An 18,820-nucleotide genomic window follows, 5' to 3' on the forward strand; every position below is an offset into this window, starting at 1 on the left:
GCACGGCGTCAGGTCTCTGGAAATGTCTGGCCGTGAGGCCGAAGGGGAGCACGACGGGCTCCCGCTGGTCGAACCGGCGGGCGTCGCGAAAAGAGAGGGACCGCCGGAAGGACCGAACGGTTCATCGCCAGCGGAACCACAGGCGGAAGGTCAGGTCAAGCGGAGGCGTTGGCAAACTTCCCTCTCCCGCCGGAGACCTTTGCATAACTGCGGTTCGGTGATTCACTCCTTTGAGAAGGAGACGGCTCATGCATCGGTCAAGCGGACAGGGTCACCTGAGCGAAGCCTGGCTTTCGCCGAGTTTGGGTCGCAACGAGCAGCTTGAGCGGATTGGCTCGGTGTTCGACTGGACGGCGGTGGAGCGGTTGGTGTCGGAGGTTTATTCGGCCCGGTCGGGTCGACCGTCTTGGCCGCCTCTGACGATGGTGAAGGCCTTGCTATTACAGCAGTGGTACGGACTGTCGGACCCGGGGCTCGAAGAGGCTCTGGGAGACCGCCTCAGCTTTCGTCGGTTTGTAGGCCTGGGTCTGGACGAGGGGGCGCCGGACCATTCGGTGATCAGCCGGTTCCGCAAGGCCTTGCGTGACCGGGGTCTGGACGGGGCGCTGTTTCAGGAGATCGGTCGCCAGTTGGAGGCGCGGGGCCTAGTGGTCAGGTCGGGGACGCTGATGGACGCGACCCTGGTGGAGGCTGCGGTGGCTCGGCCGTCGCGCGAGGCAGGCCTGGGCCGACGTGGGACAACCGATCCGGACGCGGACTGGACCATGAAGAACGGTCGGTCTCACTATGGCTACAAGGCTCATATGGGCGTCGATCAGGGGTCGGGGCTGATCCGGCGCGCTGAACTGACCTCGGCGAAGGTCAGCGACAGCGAGACGGCGGATCGGTTGATCTGCGGCGACGAGCGGGCCGTCTATGGCGATCGGGCCTATGAGCACAAGGGTCGCCGACGTCGGCTCAAGGCCGCCGGGATCAAGGATCGCATCCTGCACCGCAGCCACAAGCATCAGGACGGACTCCCCAACTGGCAGGCGGTTCGCAACCGGCTGATCGGTCCTGTCCGCGCCGCCGTCGAGCGCGTGTTCGGAACCCTGAAGCGCAGTTACGGCTATCGCCGGGTCCGATACCGAGGCCTGGAGGCCAACCGCCTCCAGCTCAGACTGCTGTGCATAGCCTTCAATCTCAGGAAGGCGGCGATGCTGCTGGCCTGAAGCCCATCAGATCGGCGAGACGCCCGCCTAAAACCAACCGCACCCCTCCGATCCAGCCCCCAAACACATCCTCAGCGCCACGCCTATCAAGAGCCCCGGCCAACAACAGGCTTACGCAAAGGTCTCCGCCGGGAGAGGGCTTGAGCGCCCGAGAGCGCAGCGATCGGTCTTGCGCGACCCGAAGGGCGGCGCGAAGCAGCCAAAGGGTGATGGGCGCAGTGTTGAAGGGATGGGGGGACGGCTGTGCGAGCTGGCCCACCGGCGGGCCCTCATCCGGCCCTTCGGGCCACCTTCTCCCACGGGAGAAGTGCAGGGAACCTCTCACCCGAACGTCCACTCCGTCGTCACCGACAGCACCATGACGATGGCCAGAACGAACGGGACCTCGTTCGTCATCCGCCAGAACTTGCCCGAATATTTGGACGTCCCCGCCGCAATCTTCTTGCGTTGCGCCGCCAGGAAGCCGTGCCAGCCGCTGAGCAGGAAGACACCGATCAGTTTGGCGACCATCCACGGCTCGGCCAGAAACGCCGCGCCCCGCGCCGAGACGTCGATATGGATCAGCCACAGGCCGAAACCCCAGGCCAGGATCATGGCCGGATTGACGATAATCCGCAGCAGCCGCGTCTGCCACAGCCTCAGAAGCGCCTGCATCTCACTGCGCAAAGGCTCGGGCTTGGCGTTCTGCTCGACGTCATAGGCATAGAGGCGCGGCAGAAACAGCATGCCGGCCATCCAGGCGATCACCGCCAGAATGTGCAGGCCGCGCGCCAGATCATACAGGTTCATGCCGCATCCTTGCGATGACGATAGGGGCAGGCCTTCCAGTCCGCCTTACAGCCCGGCCCAAAGGGCGCGACGCCGGTGCGGCCCAGGGCGCCGACGGCCGCATCGGCCAGGGCGTCAATGAACAGCGGCGCCGTCCCGACGGCCGGCGCCCTCAAATACAAACTGACCCCTTTTTCGTGGGCCAGTTCGCCGTATTCGATATCCAACTCGACCAGGGTCTCGATATGTTCGGAGACGAAGGCGATGGGCGTGATCACGACTCCGACCCCGTCGCGACCCGCCTGTTCGATGGCCTCCGGCGTGGATGGACCCAACCACTTCATCGGCCCGACACGGCTCTGGTAGCAAAGCGCGTGGTCGATCGGCCCTCGGTCGCGTTCGATGGCGGCGACCACGGCGGCCACAGTGGTCTCGACCTGTTCCTGATAGGGGTCGCCCTTACCGCTGACCAGTTTCTCGGGGATGCCGTGGGCGGAAAACAGCACCCGCACAGGCCCCTCGCCCGCCTCGTCCAGCTTCGTCCCGATAGCCTGGGCCTGGGCCTCGACCCAGCCGTCGGCGCGGGGATAGCAGCAGACGGCGCGACTGACGCCGGACCCGGCATAGGTCTCGTTCCAGATCTTCAGCGAGGACTGGGTCGTGGTGGTCGAAAACTGCGGATAGAGCGGCAGCAGCACCACTTCATCGGGGCCGAAAGCCGCCACATCAACGGCCGTCTCCTCGGTAAACGGATGCCAGTAACGCATGGCGATAAAGACCCGAGCCTCGTCCCCGGCCAGGCGTGCATTCAGCACCACCTCCAGGGCCTCGGCCTGACGGCGCGTGCCCGGCAACAACGGCGACCCCCCGCCCATCAGGGCGTAGTTGGCCTGGGCGCTGGTCTCGCGCCGGCTGGAGATCAGCTTGGCCAGGGGCGTCCGCGCAAATCCCGGCAGGCCGATGATGGCCGGATCATTGAACAGGTTGAACAGAAACGGCTTCACCGAGGCCTGATCATCGGGTCCGCCCAGATTGAACAGCACCACCGCGATCCGGCGGCCTTGCGGGGTTTGAGTCATTGGGCGCCGATCCTTTTCAGAACCCGTTCGACATGGTCGATGGGCACGTCCGGCAATATGCCATGACCCAGGTTGAACACCCATGGCCCCTGGCCCCAGGCCTCCATCAGCTGATCCACCCGGCGATCCAACAGTTCGCCCCCGGCGCGCAACAGCAAGGGATCCAGCGCGCCCTGGATCGGCTTGATCTGTTGCACCCGTTTGCCGACCTCCAGCGGACAGGCGGTGTCCAGGGCGACGGCGTCGACCTCGACCTCCTGCGCATATCGCTCTGCAAGCGCCGCAGAGCCCCGTGGGAAGCCGATCAAGGGCACGGTGACGCCCAGCTCCCGGGTGCGCTTCACAAGCGCCTGGTGGGGCTTCAGGACCAATCTTTCGAACAGGTCGTCCGGCAGACCCTCGGCCCAGCTCTCGAAAATCTTCAGCACCTGGGCGCCGGCGTCGGCCTGCATCTTCAAATACCGCGCCGTGGCCTCGACCAGAACCTCCAGCGTCTCGTCGACCCGCTTGGGCTCCGCATAGGCGTAGGTCCGGGCCTGGGCGCGTTCGCCCTTGCCGATAGTCCGGTGTTCGCCGTCCAGCATATAGGTCGCCACCGTCCAGGGGGCGCCGGCGAACCCGATCAAGGCGCGTTCCGGCTCCAGGGCCTTGCGCACGATCGACAGGGTCTCGCCCACGGCCGACAGATGCGCGCCGGCCTCGGGCGCCAGTTCCGCCATCCGGCCGGGGATCGGCATTTCGCCGAGCCGCGGCCCCTCGCCCGTCTCGAACCAGACGTCCTGACCCAGGGCGCGCGGGATCAGCAGGATGTCGGCGAACACAATGGCCGCGTCGAAACCGAAGCGACGCATCGGCTGAAGCGTCGCCTCGGCCGCCATCTCGGGGTTCAGGCAAAAGGCGATGAAGTCCGGCGCCTCGGCTCTCAGTCGCCGATACTCGGGCAGGTACCGTCCCGCCTGGCGCATGAACCAGACCGGCGGACGATCCAACGTCTCCCCTCGGAGAGCCCGGATCATCACGGGAGTCTGAACGGCGTTCTGGATCGGATCGGTCATGTCGGACGATTAAGGTCACAGCCCCCCGCTCTCAATCCCTAATCAGATTAAGAATTAAAAGATTCGAAGTGGCAGGTAGGGGGGTGGAACGGCGGGGACGAATGCGACGGCGGCGGCGGAACAAAAGCGGATATCCACGCGGCCTGGAACCCGATCGGGGATGCGGAACAGGACTATCCAGCCGGTGGACAATCCCTAACAAAACCTTAACGCCAAAGGGTTTGCGGGGGCCTGCGGCTGTGAACGGGGTAAACTGACGTTAACCCTTCATTAGGATTTTCCACAGCCAAGACGAAAACGGTTTTCCGCCTTGGGATGAACCGGGGTCGGACTGACGTCGTCATCCACCCTCATCCCCGCTCGCGGCCGGATCGATCAGGCGTTAAGGAGAACGGCGCCCCGACGGTCCCCCGCCGTCCCCAAGGCGCCGCGAGTCTGTCAACAGGGAGTCGAACATCGCATGAGCCCCGCTCGTCCCGGTCCTGCGCGTCTGGCGACCTATTTCCACGTCCATCTGGTGTCGGACTCCACCGGCGAGACCTTGAACGCCATGGCCAAGGCGGTGACGGCCCGGTTCGACGGGGTCATTCCGATTGAGCACATCTACGCCCTGGTCCGCTCCGAGAAACAGATGGAGCGGGTGTTGCAGGAGGTGGCGGCCGCGCCGGGCGTGGTGCTGCACACCCTGGTGGACCGGGATCTGCGCGAACAGCTGGAGGACGGCTGTCGTCGGCTGGACATGCCCCAGATCGGCGCCCTGGATCCCCTGGTCGGCGCCATGTCCCGCTATCTGGGCGCGGCCCTGTCGACCCGCGTCGGGGCCCAGCACGCCCTGGACCACGACTATTTCAACCGGATCGCCGCCCTGGACTTCGCCATGGCCTATGACGACGGCCAAGGTTCGCTGGAACAGCTGGAGGGCGCCGACGTCGTCCTGTGCGGCGTCAGCCGGACGTCCAAGACCCCGACCTGCATCTATCTGGCCCACCGCGGCATCCGCGCCGCCAACCTGCCCCTGGTGCCGGGCCAGGAGGACGGCGAGCGTCTGACCCAGCTGAAGAACCCGCTGGTCATCGGCCTGACGGTCTCGCCCGACCGTCTGGTCCAGATCCGTCGCAACCGGATCGACAATCTGAACGCCAGTCAGGCCTCCAACTATACCGACCAGGACGCGGTCCGCGAGGAGACCATCAAGGCCAAGCGCGCCTTCGCCCGGCGCGGCTGGCCCACCATCGATGTCACCCGTCGCTCGGTCGAGGAGACGGCCGCCGCCATCACCAACCTGCTCAGCGAGCATCGCAATCACAAGATCGGGACGAGCTGGTAGATGGTCATTTCCGCTGCGCTATCGCCCTCTGGGCTGCTTGAGCGCCAACCCCTCATCCTGGCGTCCAAGAGCGCCGCTCGCCGCGCCATGTTGGAAAACGCCGGCGTTCCGTTCGAGGTCCGCGTCGCCGGCGTGGACGAAGACGCGATCAAGGCCGTCTCGGCCGACCTGGACCCCGCCGCCCTGGCGGTGCGCCTGGCTGAGGCCAAGGCCCTGGCCGTGTCGCGCGATGACGACGCCGCCTGGGTCCTGGGCTCGGACCAGACCCTGGCCTTCGACGAGGGGCTGATTTCCAAGGCCAAATCGCTCGAGGCCGCGCGGGAGCGGCTGAAATCCATGCGTGGCCGCACCCATCACCTCCATTCCGGCGCCGCCCTGGCGGTAAAGGGCCGGATCGTCTGGTCCGGCGTGGACACGGTCGAGATGCGGATGCGCGACTTCTCCGACGCCTTCCTCGACGCCTATCTGGCCGCCGAGGGCGAGGCCCTGCTGGCCTGCGTCGGCTCCTACCGGCTCGAAGGCATGGGCTCCCAGCTGTTCGAGGCGATCGACGGCGACTATTTCACCGTGCTTGGCCTGCCCCTGTGGCCGGTCCTGGCCGAGCTGCGCCGCGCCGGGGTCCTGCCCGCATGAGCCGTCATCGCATTACGGGCGCCGCCCTGGTCGCGGGGATCGCCGGCCATCCGGTGGCCCATTCCCTCAGCCCCGTCATTCACAACGCCTGGCTGGCCGCCGGCGACATCGACGGCGCCTATGTGCCGTTCGCCCCTGCTGATGCGGCGGGGTTTGAGGCCCTGGTCGCGGCGGGACGGGCTGGACTGATCCTGGGCCTGAACGTCACAGCGCCGTTCAAGGAACAGGCCTTCGCCCTGGCGGATCAGGCGACCCCGGCGGCCCGCCTGACCTCATCCGCCAATATCCTGACCTTCGACGCAGGCCGGGTTTCAGCCGACAGTTCGGACGGGATCGGTCTGATGCTGGGTCTGAAGGAACAGGCGCCGGATCTGGACCTCGCCGGCCGCCCGGTCGTCATGCTGGGCGCCGGGGGCGCCGCGCGGGCGGGAGCCGGGGCCCTGGTCGAGGCCGGGGCTCAGGTGCGGATCGTCAATCGCTCGCCGGATCGGGCTGAGGCCCTGGCCGCCGATCTGGGCGCTTCGGTCCGGGTCATGTCGTCGGCCGAAGCCCTCGACGGCGCGGTCCTGGTGATCAACGCCCTCAGCGTTCAGCCGGATCTCGATTTCGACGCCGTCGCGCCGGGCACGGTGATGATGGACATGACCTACAAGCCCCTGGCCACCCCCTTCCTGACGGCGGCGCGGGCGCGCGGTCTGCCGACCGTCGATGGGCTGGCCATGCTGATCGGTCAGGCGGCGCCCTCGTTCCAGGCCCTGTTCCGCCGCCCGCCCCCACCGCTGGACCTGCGCGCCCTGCTGACGGCCCATCTGGACCAGGCCAAATGATCATTCTGGGCCTGACGGGCTCCATCGGCATGGGCAAGTCGACCACGACCGCCCTGTTCGCCGAACTCGGCGCGGTGGTGTGGAACGCCGATGAGGCTGTGCACCGGCTCTATGCGCCGGGCGGGGCGGCCGTCGAACCGGTCGGATCCGCCTTTCCGGGCGTGATCGTCGATGGGGCGGTGGACAGGACTCGCCTGGCCGAGGCTCTGGGCCGGGACGAGACCGCCTTCCGCCGGCTGGAATCCATCGTCCATCCCCTGGTGGCTCAGGGTCGGGCGGGTGATCTGGAGGCGGCGCGGGCGTCCGGCGTGACACTGGCGGTCCTCGACATCCCCCTGCTGTTCGAAACCGGCGGCGACGCCCATGTGGACGCCGTGGTCGTGGTGACGGCCGACCCGGAGATCCAGGCCGAACGCGTCCTGGCCCGCCCCGGCATGACCCGCGACCGGTTCGAAACCATTCTGGCCCGCCAACTGCCCGATGCGGACAAGCGCGCCCGCGCTGACTTCATCATCGATACAGGCCAGGGCCTCGACGCGGCCCGCGTCGAGGTGGCCGCCGTGGTCGAGACCGTACTGGATCCGGCGTGGATATCTCCGCGTCGGCGTGCTGCGACCCTTTCGCCCGGCGGCGAACCCCCTCATTAAGAGCGAATGGCGCGCGAGATCGTTCTGGACACCGAGACCACCGGCTTCGACCCCAAGACGGGCGACCGGCTGATCGAGGTCGGCTGTATCGAGATTCAGGATCTGCTGCCGACCGGCCGCACCTTCCACCGTTTCGTCAATCCGGAGCGGCTGATCCCGCCCGACGCGATCCGGGTCCACGGCATCACCGACGACAAGGTCAAGGACGCCCCCAAATTCCACGAGATCGCCGACGATCTGATCGAATTCATCGGCGACGCGCCGATGATCGCCCACAACGCCGCCTTCGACCGCAACTTCATCGACTATGAGTACAAGCTATGCGGCCGGCCGATCACCGGCGAGGCGCGCTGGATCGACACCCTGAAACTGGCCCAGGCCCGGTTTCCGGGCATGCCCAACTCGCTGGACGCCCTGTGCAAGCGGTTCAAGGTGTCGCTGGTCGAACGCACCCTGCACGGCGCCCTGATCGACGCCCGTCTGCTGGCCGAGGTCTATCTCGAGCTGCGCGGCGGTAAGGAGCGGGTGCTGGACCTGTCGGCCGCCCCGGTCGCGGGGCGGGATGCGTCCGGCCTCATCCAGGCCGCCGCCTATGGCCCCCGCCCCCGTCCCCTGGCCCCGCGCTCAACGCCGGACGAACAGGCCGCCCATCTCGCCTTTCTGGCCGAAGTGCTCAAGGACCGGTCCCTGTGGGACGCCTACGGGGTCAAGGGCGAGGAAGAGGCGGCCTGAGCGCAACTATTCTCCCTCCCCTGCGGGGGAGGGGCGTCGCGCAGCGACGGGGTGGGGGCGGCTAGAGCGTGATTCCTTCACACGGAACCGTATCCTGAGTTGACGAGGTAGTTCGCACATTCGGCGGGGCTGAAGAGGTTGATGATCTCTCCGGCCTTTCGCCACGTGGCTTCAATGGTTCTGGGCTGGGCGTTGCGCATGAGGTGTTTGAGCTTGGCGAAGACCTGTTCGATGGGGTTCAGGTCGGGGGAGTAAGGGGGCAGGAAGATCATGTGTGCGCCCTTGGCCCTGACAGCGGCGCGGGCGGCCTTGCCCTTGTGACTGCCGAGGTTGTCGAGGACGACGACGTCGCCAGGCGACAGGGTCGGAGCCAGTATTTTCTCGATGTAGACGAGGAAGATCGCACCGTTGATCGGACCATCGATAACCCAGGGCGCGTCGATCCGGTCATGGCGCAGGGCGGCGATGAAGGTCAGGGTTTTCCAGTGACCGAAGGGCGAGTGGCCCTTCAAGCGTCGCCCCCTCGGCCCCCAGCCGCGCAAGGGCGCCATGTTGGTCTTGACCCAGGTCTCGTCCAGGAACACCAGTCGCGACGGGTCGATCCGCCCCTGATGCGCCTTCCAGCGTGCGCGGCGGCGCGCGACGTCAGGCCGGGCCTGCTCCTCAGGCAGCAGTGTTTTTTTTGAAGCTCAGTCCTTCAGCGTGCACGAACACCCACACCGCTCGAGGGCCGGTCTTGATCCCGCGCGCGGCAAGTTCGGCCGTCAGTCCTCTGAGCGTGAACGGCCCTGAGGCGATGCGGGTGCGCAGCCATTCGGCGCAGTCTCCTGACAGCGTGCGAGGCTTGTGGCCGCCGACCTGGCCCGGCGCCGCCGAACCTGTCTCTCCAACTCGCTTCGTCCACTTGGACACGCAAGACGGACTGATCCGAAGCGCCGCCGCGATCTCCCGGTGTGTCTCGCCCTGCGCCTTACGCGCCAACGCTCGCTCACGAAGATCCATCGAATAAGGAGCCGTCATCCGGGCTGGCCTCCCATCCAGCACGAACGTTGAATCAGATCACCGCAAACTTGGGAATCCCGATTCCGTCAAAGCGAGCCATGCTCTAGGCGACAGCGCACGGATCCAAAATCAGGCCTGTGAAGCCTTGCTTGGCCCGGCCCACCCGGCTTCGGCTACGCCTTCGCCCCCCTCCCTCGCAGGGGGAGGGAGACTTTCGTTCTTATGCCTGGCCCGTCTCGACGGGCTGCTGGGCGATCTGCTGCTGGCGCGCGATATAGATGGCGGCGAAGTCGATCGGGTCCAGCATGAAGGGCGGATAGAAGCCGCCGTCGGCCGTGGCGCGCGAGATGATTTCGCGGGCGAAGGGGAACAGATAGCGCGGGCATTCGATCAGCAGCAGCGGCTCGATGTCCTGCTCCTGGACATTGGCCAGCTGGAACAGGCCGCCATAGACCAGCTCGACGTGGAAGACCGCCTGGTTTTCGTGGCTGGCCTTGATCGACAGCTTCAGATCCAGCTCGAACAGGCCGTCCGGACGGCCCTGAGCCGACATTTCGACGCCCAGGTCGATGGCCGGCTTGCCGTCGATACGCAGGGATTCCGGCGCGCGCGGGTTCTCGAACGAGAAGTCGCGAACATATTGCGCCAGGATGCGGAAGCCCGGGCCGGCGGCCTGGCCCTGCTGGGGAGGCGTCGGGGCGTTGGTGTCGGCGGGCGGAGCGGCGTCGGTCATGGGCGTCTTCGATTACGGAAAAGGGCCGATTGGGCCGGGAATAAGGCGCCGCGACTAACACGGCGAGACGCTTGGCCGCAACTTCGCTTGCTCGACAGGGGCGCGCATCGCCTTGCGTCGTCCTATATGAGACCCTAATCGTTTCCGTGGCGCCTTCTCGCTTGCGCGCCGACAGTCAGGAAGTCCGCCTTGCCCGCCTTTCCGGTCCAGTTCCAGATCGTGATCTTCGCCGTCATCGCGGCGATCGTCCTGTTTCAGCTCTATAATGTGCTGGGCAAGAGGGTCGGCCGTCAGCCGCAGGAGGACGCCAAGCTTGCCCCCCCTTCGCCGACCGCCCCGCCCGAGGCCTCAAAGACCCCCGCGCTCGATGCGGCGACCCTGGCCTCCATCGCCGGTCTGAAGGCCCGCGATGCGGCCTTCGATCCCAATCGTTTCGTCGAGGGCGCGCGTCAGGCCTATGAGACCATCGTCCGCGGCTACGCCTCGGGCGACCGTGCGGCCCTGGCGCCCCTGCTGACCCCCAATGTCATGGCCTCCTTTGACGCCGGCATCGCGGCGCGCGAGACGCGCGGCGAGACCGAGACGGTCGAATTCCTCTTTCCCCCGCGCGCTGACCTGGAAGGCGCCACCGTCCAGGGCGACAAGGCGGTGGCCAAGGTCCGCTTCCTGGCCGAGCTGCGCAGCCGGGTGACCAAGGCCTCGGGCGAGACCGCCGATTCCGTCACCGGGGAGCCCCTGGTCGAGGAACGTCGCACCGCCGAACACTGGACCTTCGAACGCACCCTGGGGGCCGCCGATCCCAACTGGGTCCTGGCCCGCGTCGAGCCGGCCAACGCCTGATGTCTTCGGCCGGGACGGTGCTGCCCAGGCGGGTTTTGCGCTGGGCGCCGACGCTCGCGTCGGCTCTGGCGGCGGCCGCCTGTTCGACCGGTCCCATGACCCCGACCTTCCCGGTCCCTCCGGCAACGGGGGGGCCCAAGCCCTATGTCCCTTCGCCGACGCCGGACGCGCCTCCGCCTTTGCCTGGGCCCATGTCCGGGCCCAGGCTGTCCGACGCCCTCAGCCCCGCCGTCCTGCCGGGCTGGAACGACGAGGATCATCTCGCCGCTTTCCGCGCCTATGTCGAAGGCTGTGACGCCGCGCGCGACGCGGCCGGCCGGGCCGTCTGCGCCCGCGCCCAGGCGATGGTTTCAGGTCCAGGCCTGACGCCGAGCGCCGCCCGCGCCTTCTTCGAAGCTAATTTCTCCGCCGTGCCCGCCCGCACCCACGACGGGGCGCCCGGCCTGCTGACCTCCTATTTCGCGCCAGAATATCCGGCCCGGCGCGTCCCGGACGCGGAGTTTTCGGCCCCCGTCCTGCCCAGGCCCGCCGATCCGCGCGACGCCGGCGACCGGGCGACCATCGAAGCCAACGCCCGCCCCGACCAGGCCCTGGCCTGGATGCGGCCCGAGGACCTGTTCTTTCTTCAGATTCAGGGTTCCGGCTATCTGACCTTCGAGGACGGGACGCGCGGCCGCGCCGCCTACGCCGCCGACAACGGCAAGACCTTCGTCGGCATCGCTCGACCGATGGCGCGTCAGGGCCTGCTGCCGGAAAACGGCACCTCCGGCGACGCCATCCGCGACTGGCTGGCCGCTCACCGGGGTTCTGAAGCCCAGGCGGTGATGGCTCTGAACCCCCGCTACATCTTCTTCCGCCTCGATCCGGACGACAACGGCCATCCGCCCGGCGCAGCGGGCATCCCCCTGACCGAGCGCCGCGCCATTGCGGTCGATCCGTCCCACTGGCGCTATGGCGAACTGGTCTGGCTGGAGGCTGACGGCGGCAATCTGAGGGGCGCCACCGCCTCCTATCGCGGTCTGGCCATGGCGCTGGACACCGGCTCGGCCATTCGCGGCCCGGTCCGCGCCGACCTCTATATGGGCCGAGGCGACGCCGCCGGCGCCGAGGCCGGAACCGTCCGCCACCCCCTCCACATGTGGCGGCTGGTCCCCAAGGGGTGACGCAAAAGACCCTCTCCCATCGGGAGAGGGCTTGAGCGCCCGAGAGCGTAGCGATCGGTCTTGCGCGAAAGGGTGAGGGTAAGGTGGTGCGAATTGGCCCACCGGCGGGCCCTCATCCGGCCCTGCGGGCCACCTTCTCCCAATGGGAGAAGGGCCGCGCCTGAGCCGTCACGCCACCGTCAGCTTGACCGAGATATTGCCCCGCACCGCGTGCGAATAGGGACAGACCGTATCCGCCTCCTCCACCAAGGTCAGAGCCGTCGCATGATCCACGCCCGGCAGGCTGGCTTCCAGCTCGACCTCCAGGCCGAACCCCTTGTCGCTGCGCGGCCCGATGCCGACCGTGGCCTTGATCGTCGCCTCGGACACGGCCTGCCCCTGGCCTTTTTGCGTCGCCACCAGCTTCAGGGCGCTGAGGAAACAGGCCGCATAGCCGGCGGCGAACAGCTGTTCCGGATTATTGCCCTTGCCGGCGCCGCCCAGTTCCTTGGGCATGCCCAGGGCCAGGTCCAGCGCGCCGTCGGCGGTGGCGACGCGGCCGTCACGGCCTCCGGTGGCGACGGCGGCGGTGCGGTACAGGACAGTGATGGACATGACGGATCTCCCTTGGGATAAATAAATATCGTGTGCGATCTAATCGCGAACGATGATTTAGGTCGCGCCTCTCGGGTCGTCAAGCTTGCGATTAAATCGCGCGCGATTATTATTGACCGATGAGCACCCCCGCCCCCGCCCCTGCGCCCGACCTCCAGACGCCCTTCGCCGTCGATGACATGCTCTGTTTCGCGGCCTATTCCGCCAGCCTGGCCTTCAGTCGCTTCTACAAGCCGATGCTGGACCGGATGGGGCTCACCTATCCGCAGTTCCTGGTGCTGAGCCTGTTGTGGCGCGAGGACGACCAGACCGTCGGCCGGCTGGGCGAGCGGCTGTTTCTGGAATCCAACACCCTGACCCCGCTGATCAAGCGTCTGGAGGCCGCCGACCTGGTCACGCGCGCCCGCGACGCCGCCGACGAACGGGTGGTTCGGGTCCGCCTGACCGATAATGGCCGCGCCCTCGCCGTTGACGCCGGATGTCTGGCCCAGGCCGTGATGGAGCGCACTGATCTGACGCCGGAGACCATGGTGCAATTGCGCGACGGTCTGGCGAAGCTCCGCAACCAGCTACGTCTCGGCGCTCAAGCGATGGAAGACGACGGCCAGCACGCCTAATTCTGCAGTAAGAAGCCTTAGGATTCAGCCACCTGGGTCAGAAAAACCGCAATCAGCGCGCCTGACTTCCCGACTGGACTAAAAAGGCTTCAGGTCTTTGACATCGCCGGCGTCTGAAATTGCATATTGCACCGTTTTCGGGCGTGGAGTGCAATTTCGGCCTTCAGGCCAGGTCCTCGATCTCGGCCTCGGTCAGTTCGCCGGGCACGATGGTGACCGGCAGTTTTCGCCCGCCCAGCTGGGCCCCCTGTTTGATGATGGCCGAGACCAGGGGCCCCGGACCGCGCGAGCCGCTGCCGGCGGCCAGGACCAGGATCTTGATGTTGGGATCGTCGCCGACCACCTTCTTGATCGCGGCCTGGGCCTCGCCCGTCTCGATCAGGAAGATCGGCGCCGCGCCGGATCGCTCCAGCGCCTCTTCGCCCAGCCGGTTCAGCAGGACCTCGGCCTCTTCGCGCTGCTGACGCTCGATCTCCTCGCGCACGCCCGACCAGTGGGCGTCGCTGTTGGAGGGCATGACGCGCAGCATCACCACCCGCCCCCCGGTCGAGCGCGCCCGCCGACAGGCGAACCGCAACGCGGCCTCGAACTCGGGGCTGTCGTCCACGACGACCAGGAACTTTCTCGGCATACCGGCCTCCCCGCCTGTTCTTATCGGCCGAAGAGGCGGTGAGACGGGGCCGCCGTCAAGCCTGCACCGCCGCCGTGGCCAGATCGCGGATCGTCGCATTGGCGATGGTCAGCTTGGCGAAGGTCCAGCCCGAGCCCGACTGTTCGATCTCGTCAACCGAGGCGCGGACCCCCTCGACCACCGCCTGTTTCGATCCGATCCAGGCGTCGACGGCGCCCTCGGCGGCGTCCTCGCTGACGCCCACCGACGGGTCCGACGCCCGCGCCACGGCCCGCGTCAGGGTCGCCTGCTCGTTCATCAGGTCCTCGATCAGACGGCGCACCGCCAGCCGGTCGAAATGGTCCGCCGACGGGATCGACCCCGCCGCCGCCCGCAGTCGGTCGAAGTCGAAGGCGGCCCCGACCTGGTGATACAGCCGGGCCATGGCCCCGACGGGCCAGCCCGTCTCCTGGGCCAGATCGCCGATGTCGGAGGCGGCGACCAGCGGCCGCATGATGCCGATCCGTCGTGTCAGATCCTCCGGCGCGCCATGTTGGGCGAAGGCCTCGACCCGGTGTTCCAGGCGGGCCTGTTCGAAGCGCGACAGCACGGGCGCCCCCTCGGCCTGAAGCGCGTCGGCGGTCGGTCGATAGCGGTCGATCAGCGCCTGGACCGAGACCCCGGCCTTGGCGCGTCGGGCCAGCCAGAAGGTCTGGCGGCGCAGGACCACAGCGATCTCGCGATACAGGTCGAGCTGGGCCTCGGCCGAGATCGTCCGGTCCAGGGCCGAGACCGCGTCCCAGGCCTCGTCCAGACGGAAGACGCGCCGCGCCGCCTCGAAGGCGATGATCAGGGCGGTGGTGTCGCACTCGGCCGAACCGCGCAACCGTTCCGGGAAGGTCGGGCCGCACATGTTGACGACCTCGTTGGCCAGAACGGTGGCGATGATCTCGCGCCGCAGCCTGTGGCTCTTCATCTGCGGCTCGAACCGGGCCAGGGCCTGCGGGAAGTAGCGGACCAGGATCTGTTCGAAGAAGGGATCCTCCGGCGCCTGGGACGCGACGATCTCTTCCGACAGCTCCAGCTTGGCATAGGCGGTCAGCACCGCCAGCTCGGGCCGGGCCAGCGGGATTCCGGCCGCCATCATCTCCTTGACCCGGGCGTCGCCCGGCAGGCCCTCGACCTTGCGGTCCAGCTTGCCGCGCGCCGACAGGGCCAGCATGAACCGCTGCTGGGCGTCCAGCGCCCCTGCCCCTTCCGCCTGTTGCAGGGTCAGGGCCAGGGTCTGGTCATAGTTGTGGGCCAGCACCTTCAGACCGACTTCCTCGGTCATGGAGGCCAGCAGCGGCGTCCGTTCGTCAGGCTTCAGCACCCCGTTGGTCACGGCCGACCCGACCAGGATCTTGATGTTGACCTCGTGGTCCGAGGTGTCGACCCCGGCCGAGTTGTCGATGGCGTCGGTGTTCATCCGGCCGCCGCCCTGGGCGAAGACGATCCGCCCGGCCTGGGTGAAGCCCAGATTGGCCCCTTCCCCCACCACCTTGACCCGCAGCTCGTCGGCGTTGATCCGCAGCGCGTCCGTGCCCTTGTCGCCAACCTGGGCGTCGGTCTCGGCGGCCGACTTCACATAGGTGCCGATGCCGCCCAGATACAGCAGGTCCGCCGGCGCCTTCAGGATGGCGCGGATCAGGCTGGCGGGGTCCAGCTGATCGTCGCTGACATCCAGAGCGGCCTTGATCTCAGGGGTCAGCTGGATCGACTTGGCCGAACGCGAGAAGACGCCGCCGCCCTTTGAGATCAATGCCTTGTCATAGTCCTGCCAGGACGAGCGGGGCAGGTCGAACAACCGCTTGCGCTCGCTCCAGCCAGCGGCCGGGTCGGGGGTCGGGTCGATGAAGATGTCGCGGTGATCGAAGGCGGCGATCAGCTTGGTCGCCTTGGACAGCAGCGCGCCATTGCCGAAGACGTCGCCCGACATGTCGCCGACGCCCACCATGGTGAAGGGCTCGGTCTGGATGTCCCAGACCTTGTCACGCGGACCGATCTCGCGGAAGTGGCGCTTGACCGCTTCCCAGGCGCCGCGCGCCGTGATGCCCATGGCCTTGTGGTCATAGCCGATCGAGCCGCCGCTGGCGAAGGCGTCGCCCAGCCAGAAGCCATAGGCCGCCGACACCCCGTTGGCGATGTCCGAGAAGGTCGCCGTGCCCTTGTCGGCGGCGACGACCAGATAGGGATCGTCCTGCTCCCAGGCCACGACATGGGCCGGGCGCGTCACCGACCCGTCGGCGGCGATGTTGTCGGTGATGTCCAGCAGGCCGGACAGGAAGGTGCGATAGGCGCGGATGGCCTCGCCCTGAATGGCCTCGCGGTCCGTCGTCCGGGGCAGTTGCTTGGGATAGAAGCCGCCCTTGGACCCGACGGGCACGATGACCGCGTTCTTGACCTGCTGCGCCTTGACCAGGCCCAGCACCTCGGTGCGGAAGTCGTCGCGACGATCCGACCAGCGCAGGCCGCCCCGCGCCACGGGACCGAAGCGCAGGTGAACCCCCTCGACATGGGGCGCCCAGACGAAGATCTCGCGATAGGGCTTGGGCAGCGGCAGATCCTCGAGCTCGCGCGAGGCGATCTTGATCGAGATGTGCGGCTTGGGCAGGCCGTCGTGGTCCAGCTGGAAGTAGTTGGTGCGCTTGATCGACCCGACCAGGGCGGCGATGCGGCGCAGCGCCTTGTCGTGATCCAGGCTCTTTACGTCCTGTAGCAGGCCGGTGATCTTGGTGTTCAGCGCGGCGACCGCCGCCTCGCGGGTTTCCACCGCGCCATCGACCGGGTCGAACTTCGCCTTGAACAGGGACAGCAGGGCGCGGGACACGTCGGGATATTCTTGCAGGGCCTCTTCCTGCACCGCCTGTGACGGATCCAGCCCGGTCTGCTGGCGATAGCGGGCCAGGGCGCGGATCAGGGCGGCCTCGCGCCATTCAATGCCCAGCTCGATGACCAGGCGATTGAAGCCGTCGCTCTCGGTGCGCCCGTTCCAGACGGCGGCGAAGGCGCGTTCGAACGGCCCCTTCACATCGGCGAAGACCAGTTCCTCGCCGCGTGGATCCTCCATCAGGAACTCGTGGACGTGGATCTCCTCCTCGCCCAGCGGTCGGATCGGATAGCCGTATTCCTCCAGGGTCTTCAGACCCATGTCGGCCATGATCGGCAGGACGTCGGACAGGGGAACCGAGGGGCCGCGACGATAGAGTTTGAACCGGAATTGCAGCCGGCTGTCCTCGGCGTTGCGGAAGGCGCGGACCGCCACAGATTCCCCGGCGCCGACCTCTCCGGTCGCGTTCAGCCGGTTCATCTCGCCCAGATCGATCGCGGCCTCGTCGGCGTCATAGCGGTCGCGATAGGCGGGGCCGAAGGCGCGGGCCCAGCGGGTGCTCAATGGCCCGACCTCGACATCCGCCACATCGGCGCGGCGCAGGGCGCTCTCGAACCGTTCGACCCAGCCCCGGCCGGCCTCGGCCACGTCGTGTTCCAGCTGGGCCGCATCGGGGACCGGGTGATCGCCCGGCGTCACGCCGATGATGAAGTGAACCCGCACCAGGGGCGCGTCGGACAGTTGCGGATACCAGGCCGAGATCCGGCCGCCCCAGGCCCGGGCGACGATCTGGCCGATGCGCTCGCGCACCGCCGCGTCGAACTTCTCGCGCGGTATGAAGCACAGCACCGAAACGAACCGGTCGAACGGATCCTGGCGCGAGAACAGCCGGATGCGCGGACGGTCATACAGGTGGAGGATGCCCAGGGCGATGGACAGCAACTCGTCCTCGCCGATCTGGAACAGCTCGTCGCGCGGATAGTTCTCGAGGATGTTGCGCAGCCGCTTCTCGTTGTGGCTGCCCGGCGCCTTGTCCGCGCGCGCCAGGACATTGGCCACCTTGCGACGGATCAGCGGGGTCTCGGTCGCCAGCTGGTCATAGGCGTCCGAGGTGAACAGGCCCACGAACCGGGTCTCGCCCGTCGCCTTGCCGTCCGGGCCGTAACGCTTGACCCCGACATAGTCCATGTAGGCGCGGCGGTGGACACGTGACCTTGCGTTGGCCTTGGCCACGGTGACCGGTTCGCTCAGGTCCAGCTGACGGCGCATCTGGCGCGTCAGCACGGCCGGTTCGGAGGCGCGGCGCAGCACGGTGCGCTCGGGATCGGCCAGAATGCCCAGACCGGCGCTCGACTGGCCCAGGGGGGCCTCGGCCTCATAATCGCCCTTGGCGTTCAGGGGATAGTCGTAGTCGCGGACGCCCAGGAAGACGAAATGGTCGCTCTTCAGCCATTTCAGGAAGGCGATGTTCTCGGTCAGGACCGCAGGATCGACCTTCGGCGGCGTCTCTTGCAGTCGCAGCAGGGCCTGGCGCATCAGGCCGGTCATGGCCTCGTGGTCGGCGACGGCGGCGTGGACGTCGGACAGGCATTCCGCCAGGCCTTCGCCCAGGGCGTCGCGTCTTTCCTGCGGCGCGCCGTCGATGACCAGCATGATCACGGACAGTCGACGTCCCTCCAGCTCCACCACGGGGTGAAACAGGGCGCGCACCGACACCCCGGCCTCGGCCAGGGCGCCCATGACGCTGTCGACCAGGAAGGGGGCGTCCGTCTGGATGATGCGGACCAGATCATAGTCCAGGGCCTGACCGTCGGCGCCGGCCAGCGGCCCCACGGTGATCAGGGGCGCCGATCCAGCGGGATAATCCTTCGCCGCACGCCAGGAGGCCGCCAACAGGGCGGCCAGATCCTCGCCATCCAGCTCGGGCGTTTCGTCGGCGGCGTAGTCTTCGTGGGCCTGGGCCAGGAAGGATTGTTCGGTCTTGCCCGGAGGTGTCCCCATAATCCGCGCGAAGGAAGCTTCCAGGGCGGCCGGAGAGATCGGCTGAACCGGGGCGGGGCGCAGATCGAGGGCGGTCATGGACAAAGGTCTCGGGCGACGCGGCCTTGGCCGC

General features: G+C 67.6%; 17 protein-coding genes. 9 read left to right on the forward strand and 8 right to left on the reverse strand.

Features of this window, described 5'->3' with window-relative positions; genetic code table 11:
• The first annotated feature begins 248 nt into the window (after positions 1 to 248).
• On the forward strand, positions 249 to 1,211 hold the full coding sequence (locus tag OU998_RS01005) for an IS5 family transposase (protein WP_267514995.1): 963 nt from the start codon (positions 249 to 251) through the stop codon (positions 1,209 to 1,211).
• 321 nt (positions 1,212 to 1,532) lie between these two features.
• Here OU998_RS01005 and OU998_RS01010 read toward each other — a convergent pair whose 3' ends face one another.
• The 3 genes from OU998_RS01010 to hemE are packed head-to-tail and all read right to left on the reverse strand — an operon-like array spanning position 1,533 to position 4,113.
• Complete coding sequence (locus OU998_RS01010) at positions 1,533 to 2,000, reverse strand: CopD family protein (RefSeq protein WP_267514996.1); 468 nt, start codon at positions 1,998 to 2,000, stop codon at positions 1,533 to 1,535.
• Entirely contained in the window at positions 1,997 to 3,058 is a 1,062-nt protein-coding gene (gene hemH / locus OU998_RS01015) for a ferrochelatase (RefSeq protein WP_267514997.1), read from the reverse strand. The genes OU998_RS01010 and hemH overlap by 4 nt, the downstream gene beginning before the upstream one ends.
• Positions 3,055 to 4,113 carry a uroporphyrinogen decarboxylase gene (gene hemE, locus OU998_RS01020; protein WP_267514998.1) on the reverse strand — a complete coding sequence of 353 codons (1,059 nt, stop codon included), beginning with the start codon at positions 4,111 to 4,113 and terminating at the stop codon, positions 3,055 to 3,057. The genes hemH and hemE overlap by 4 nt, the downstream gene beginning before the upstream one ends.
• 460 nt (positions 4,114 to 4,573) lie before the next feature.
• On the opposite strand from hemE, the gene OU998_RS01025 reads away from it, so the two are divergent.
• Genes OU998_RS01025 through dnaQ form a run of 5 tightly spaced genes read left to right on the forward strand, consistent with a single transcriptional unit; the run spans position 4,574 to position 8,279 of the window.
• Positions 4,574 to 5,440: a pyruvate, water dikinase regulatory protein gene (locus OU998_RS01025; protein WP_267514999.1), complete on the forward strand. Its 867-nt coding sequence runs from the start codon at positions 4,574 to 4,576 to the stop codon at positions 5,438 to 5,440.
• Complete coding sequence (locus tag OU998_RS01030; RefSeq protein WP_267515000.1) at positions 5,441 to 6,073, forward strand: Maf family protein; 633 nt, start codon at positions 5,441 to 5,443, stop codon at positions 6,071 to 6,073.
• Positions 6,070 to 6,900 carry a shikimate dehydrogenase family protein gene (locus tag OU998_RS01035; RefSeq protein ID WP_267515001.1) on the forward strand — a complete coding sequence of 277 codons (831 nt, stop codon included), beginning with the start codon at positions 6,070 to 6,072 and terminating at the stop codon, positions 6,898 to 6,900. Before OU998_RS01030 ends, OU998_RS01035 begins: the two co-directional genes overlap by 4 nt.
• Positions 6,897 to 7,547 carry a dephospho-CoA kinase gene (coaE, locus tag OU998_RS01040; RefSeq protein ID WP_267515002.1) on the forward strand — a complete coding sequence of 217 codons (651 nt, stop codon included), beginning with the start codon at positions 6,897 to 6,899 and terminating at the stop codon, positions 7,545 to 7,547. Before OU998_RS01035 ends, coaE begins: the two co-directional genes overlap by 4 nt.
• Positions 7,548 to 7,553: 6 nt before the next feature.
• Positions 7,554 to 8,279, forward strand: coding sequence for a DNA polymerase III subunit epsilon (dnaQ, locus tag OU998_RS01045; RefSeq protein WP_267515003.1), 726 nt, complete (start codon positions 7,554 to 7,556; stop codon positions 8,277 to 8,279).
• Between the two features lie 77 nt (positions 8,280 to 8,356).
• Here dnaQ and OU998_RS01050 read toward each other — a convergent pair.
• Both OU998_RS01050 and secB read right to left on the reverse strand, forming a co-directional pair.
• Positions 8,357 to 9,299, reverse strand: a protein-coding gene (locus tag OU998_RS01050) for an IS630 family transposase (RefSeq protein WP_267515004.1) whose coding sequence is annotated in 2 segments (ribosomal slippage) — positions 8,357 to 8,962 and positions 8,964 to 9,299 — 942 coding nt in all. Because the reading frame shifts where the segments join, the coding sequence is not laid out codon by codon here.
• A gap of 202 nt (positions 9,300 to 9,501) precedes the next feature.
• On the reverse strand, positions 9,502 to 10,014 hold the full coding sequence (gene secB / locus OU998_RS01055) for a protein-export chaperone SecB (protein ID WP_267515005.1): 513 nt from the start codon (positions 10,012 to 10,014) through the stop codon (positions 9,502 to 9,504).
• Positions 10,015 to 10,203: 189 nt separating this feature from the next.
• Here secB and timA point away from each other — a divergent pair, with 189 nt between their 5' ends.
• Positions 10,204 to 10,854, forward strand: coding sequence for a TIM44-related membrane protein TimA (gene timA / locus OU998_RS01060; RefSeq protein WP_267515006.1), 651 nt, complete (start codon positions 10,204 to 10,206; stop codon positions 10,852 to 10,854).
• Between the two features lie 191 nt (positions 10,855 to 11,045).
• Positions 11,046 to 12,017: an MltA domain-containing protein gene (locus OU998_RS01065; RefSeq protein WP_324287971.1), complete on the forward strand. Its 972-nt coding sequence runs from the start codon at positions 11,046 to 11,048 to the stop codon at positions 12,015 to 12,017.
• Positions 12,018 to 12,185: 168 nt separating this feature from the next.
• Here OU998_RS01065 and OU998_RS01070 read toward each other — a convergent pair whose 3' ends face one another.
• The gene (locus OU998_RS01070; protein ID WP_267515008.1) at positions 12,186 to 12,611 is read right to left on the reverse strand and encodes an organic hydroperoxide resistance protein; all 426 of its coding nucleotides are present in this window, start codon (positions 12,609 to 12,611) and stop codon (positions 12,186 to 12,188) included.
• Between the two features lie 119 nt (positions 12,612 to 12,730).
• On the opposite strand from OU998_RS01070, the gene OU998_RS01075 reads away from it, so the two are divergent.
• Complete coding sequence (locus OU998_RS01075; RefSeq protein ID WP_267515009.1) at positions 12,731 to 13,228, forward strand: MarR family winged helix-turn-helix transcriptional regulator; 498 nt, start codon at positions 12,731 to 12,733, stop codon at positions 13,226 to 13,228.
• A 163-nt stretch (positions 13,229 to 13,391) separates the two neighbouring features.
• On the opposite strand, the gene OU998_RS01080 is transcribed toward OU998_RS01075, so the two are convergent.
• Both OU998_RS01080 and OU998_RS01085 read right to left on the reverse strand, forming a co-directional pair.
• Positions 13,392 to 13,859, reverse strand: coding sequence for a universal stress protein (locus OU998_RS01080; RefSeq protein ID WP_267515010.1), 468 nt, complete (start codon positions 13,857 to 13,859; stop codon positions 13,392 to 13,394).
• A 55-nt stretch (positions 13,860 to 13,914) separates the two neighbouring features.
• Positions 13,915 to 18,786 carry an NAD-glutamate dehydrogenase gene (locus OU998_RS01085; RefSeq protein ID WP_267515011.1) on the reverse strand — a complete coding sequence of 1,624 codons (4,872 nt, stop codon included), beginning with the start codon at positions 18,784 to 18,786 and terminating at the stop codon, positions 13,915 to 13,917.
• Positions 18,787 to 18,820 lie beyond the last annotated feature (34 nt).

This window comes from Brevundimonas sp. SL130, from assembly GCF_026625805.1.
Taxonomy (GTDB): Bacteria; Pseudomonadota; Alphaproteobacteria; order Caulobacterales; family Caulobacteraceae; genus Brevundimonas.

Bases quoted from the DNA above. Each gene is read 5' to 3' on its own strand.
- OU998_RS01005 (WP_267514995.1), top strand. From the start codon at position 249: ATGCATCGGTCAAGCGGACAGGGTCACCTGAGCGAAGCCTGGCTTTCG.
- OU998_RS01010 (WP_267514996.1), bottom strand. From the start codon at position 2,000: ATGAACCTGTATGATCTGGCGCGCGGCCTGCACATTCTGGCGGTGATC.
- hemH (WP_267514997.1), bottom strand. From the start codon at position 3,058: ATGACTCAAACCCCGCAAGGCCGCCGGATCGCGGTGGTGCTGTTCAAT.
- hemE (WP_267514998.1), bottom strand. From the start codon at position 4,113: ATGACCGATCCGATCCAGAACGCCGTTCAGACTCCCGTGATGATCCGG.
- OU998_RS01025 (WP_267514999.1), top strand. From the start codon at position 4,574: ATGAGCCCCGCTCGTCCCGGTCCTGCGCGTCTGGCGACCTATTTCCAC.
- OU998_RS01030 (WP_267515000.1), top strand. From the start codon at position 5,441: ATGGTCATTTCCGCTGCGCTATCGCCCTCTGGGCTGCTTGAGCGCCAA.
- OU998_RS01035 (WP_267515001.1), top strand. From the start codon at position 6,070: ATGAGCCGTCATCGCATTACGGGCGCCGCCCTGGTCGCGGGGATCGCC.
- coaE (WP_267515002.1), top strand. From the start codon at position 6,897: ATGATCATTCTGGGCCTGACGGGCTCCATCGGCATGGGCAAGTCGACC.
- dnaQ (WP_267515003.1), top strand. From the start codon at position 7,554: ATGGCGCGCGAGATCGTTCTGGACACCGAGACCACCGGCTTCGACCCC.
- secB (WP_267515005.1), bottom strand. From the start codon at position 10,014: ATGACCGACGCCGCTCCGCCCGCCGACACCAACGCCCCGACGCCTCCC.
- OU998_RS01065 (WP_324287971.1), top strand. From the start codon at position 11,046: ATGTCCGGGCCCAGGCTGTCCGACGCCCTCAGCCCCGCCGTCCTGCCG.
- OU998_RS01070 (WP_267515008.1), bottom strand. From the start codon at position 12,611: ATGTCCATCACTGTCCTGTACCGCACCGCCGCCGTCGCCACCGGAGGC.
- OU998_RS01075 (WP_267515009.1), top strand. From the start codon at position 12,731: ATGAGCACCCCCGCCCCCGCCCCTGCGCCCGACCTCCAGACGCCCTTC.
- OU998_RS01080 (WP_267515010.1), bottom strand. From the start codon at position 13,859: ATGCCGAGAAAGTTCCTGGTCGTCGTGGACGACAGCCCCGAGTTCGAG.
- OU998_RS01085 (WP_267515011.1), bottom strand. From the start codon at position 18,786: ATGACCGCCCTCGATCTGCGCCCCGCCCCGGTTCAGCCGATCTCTCCG.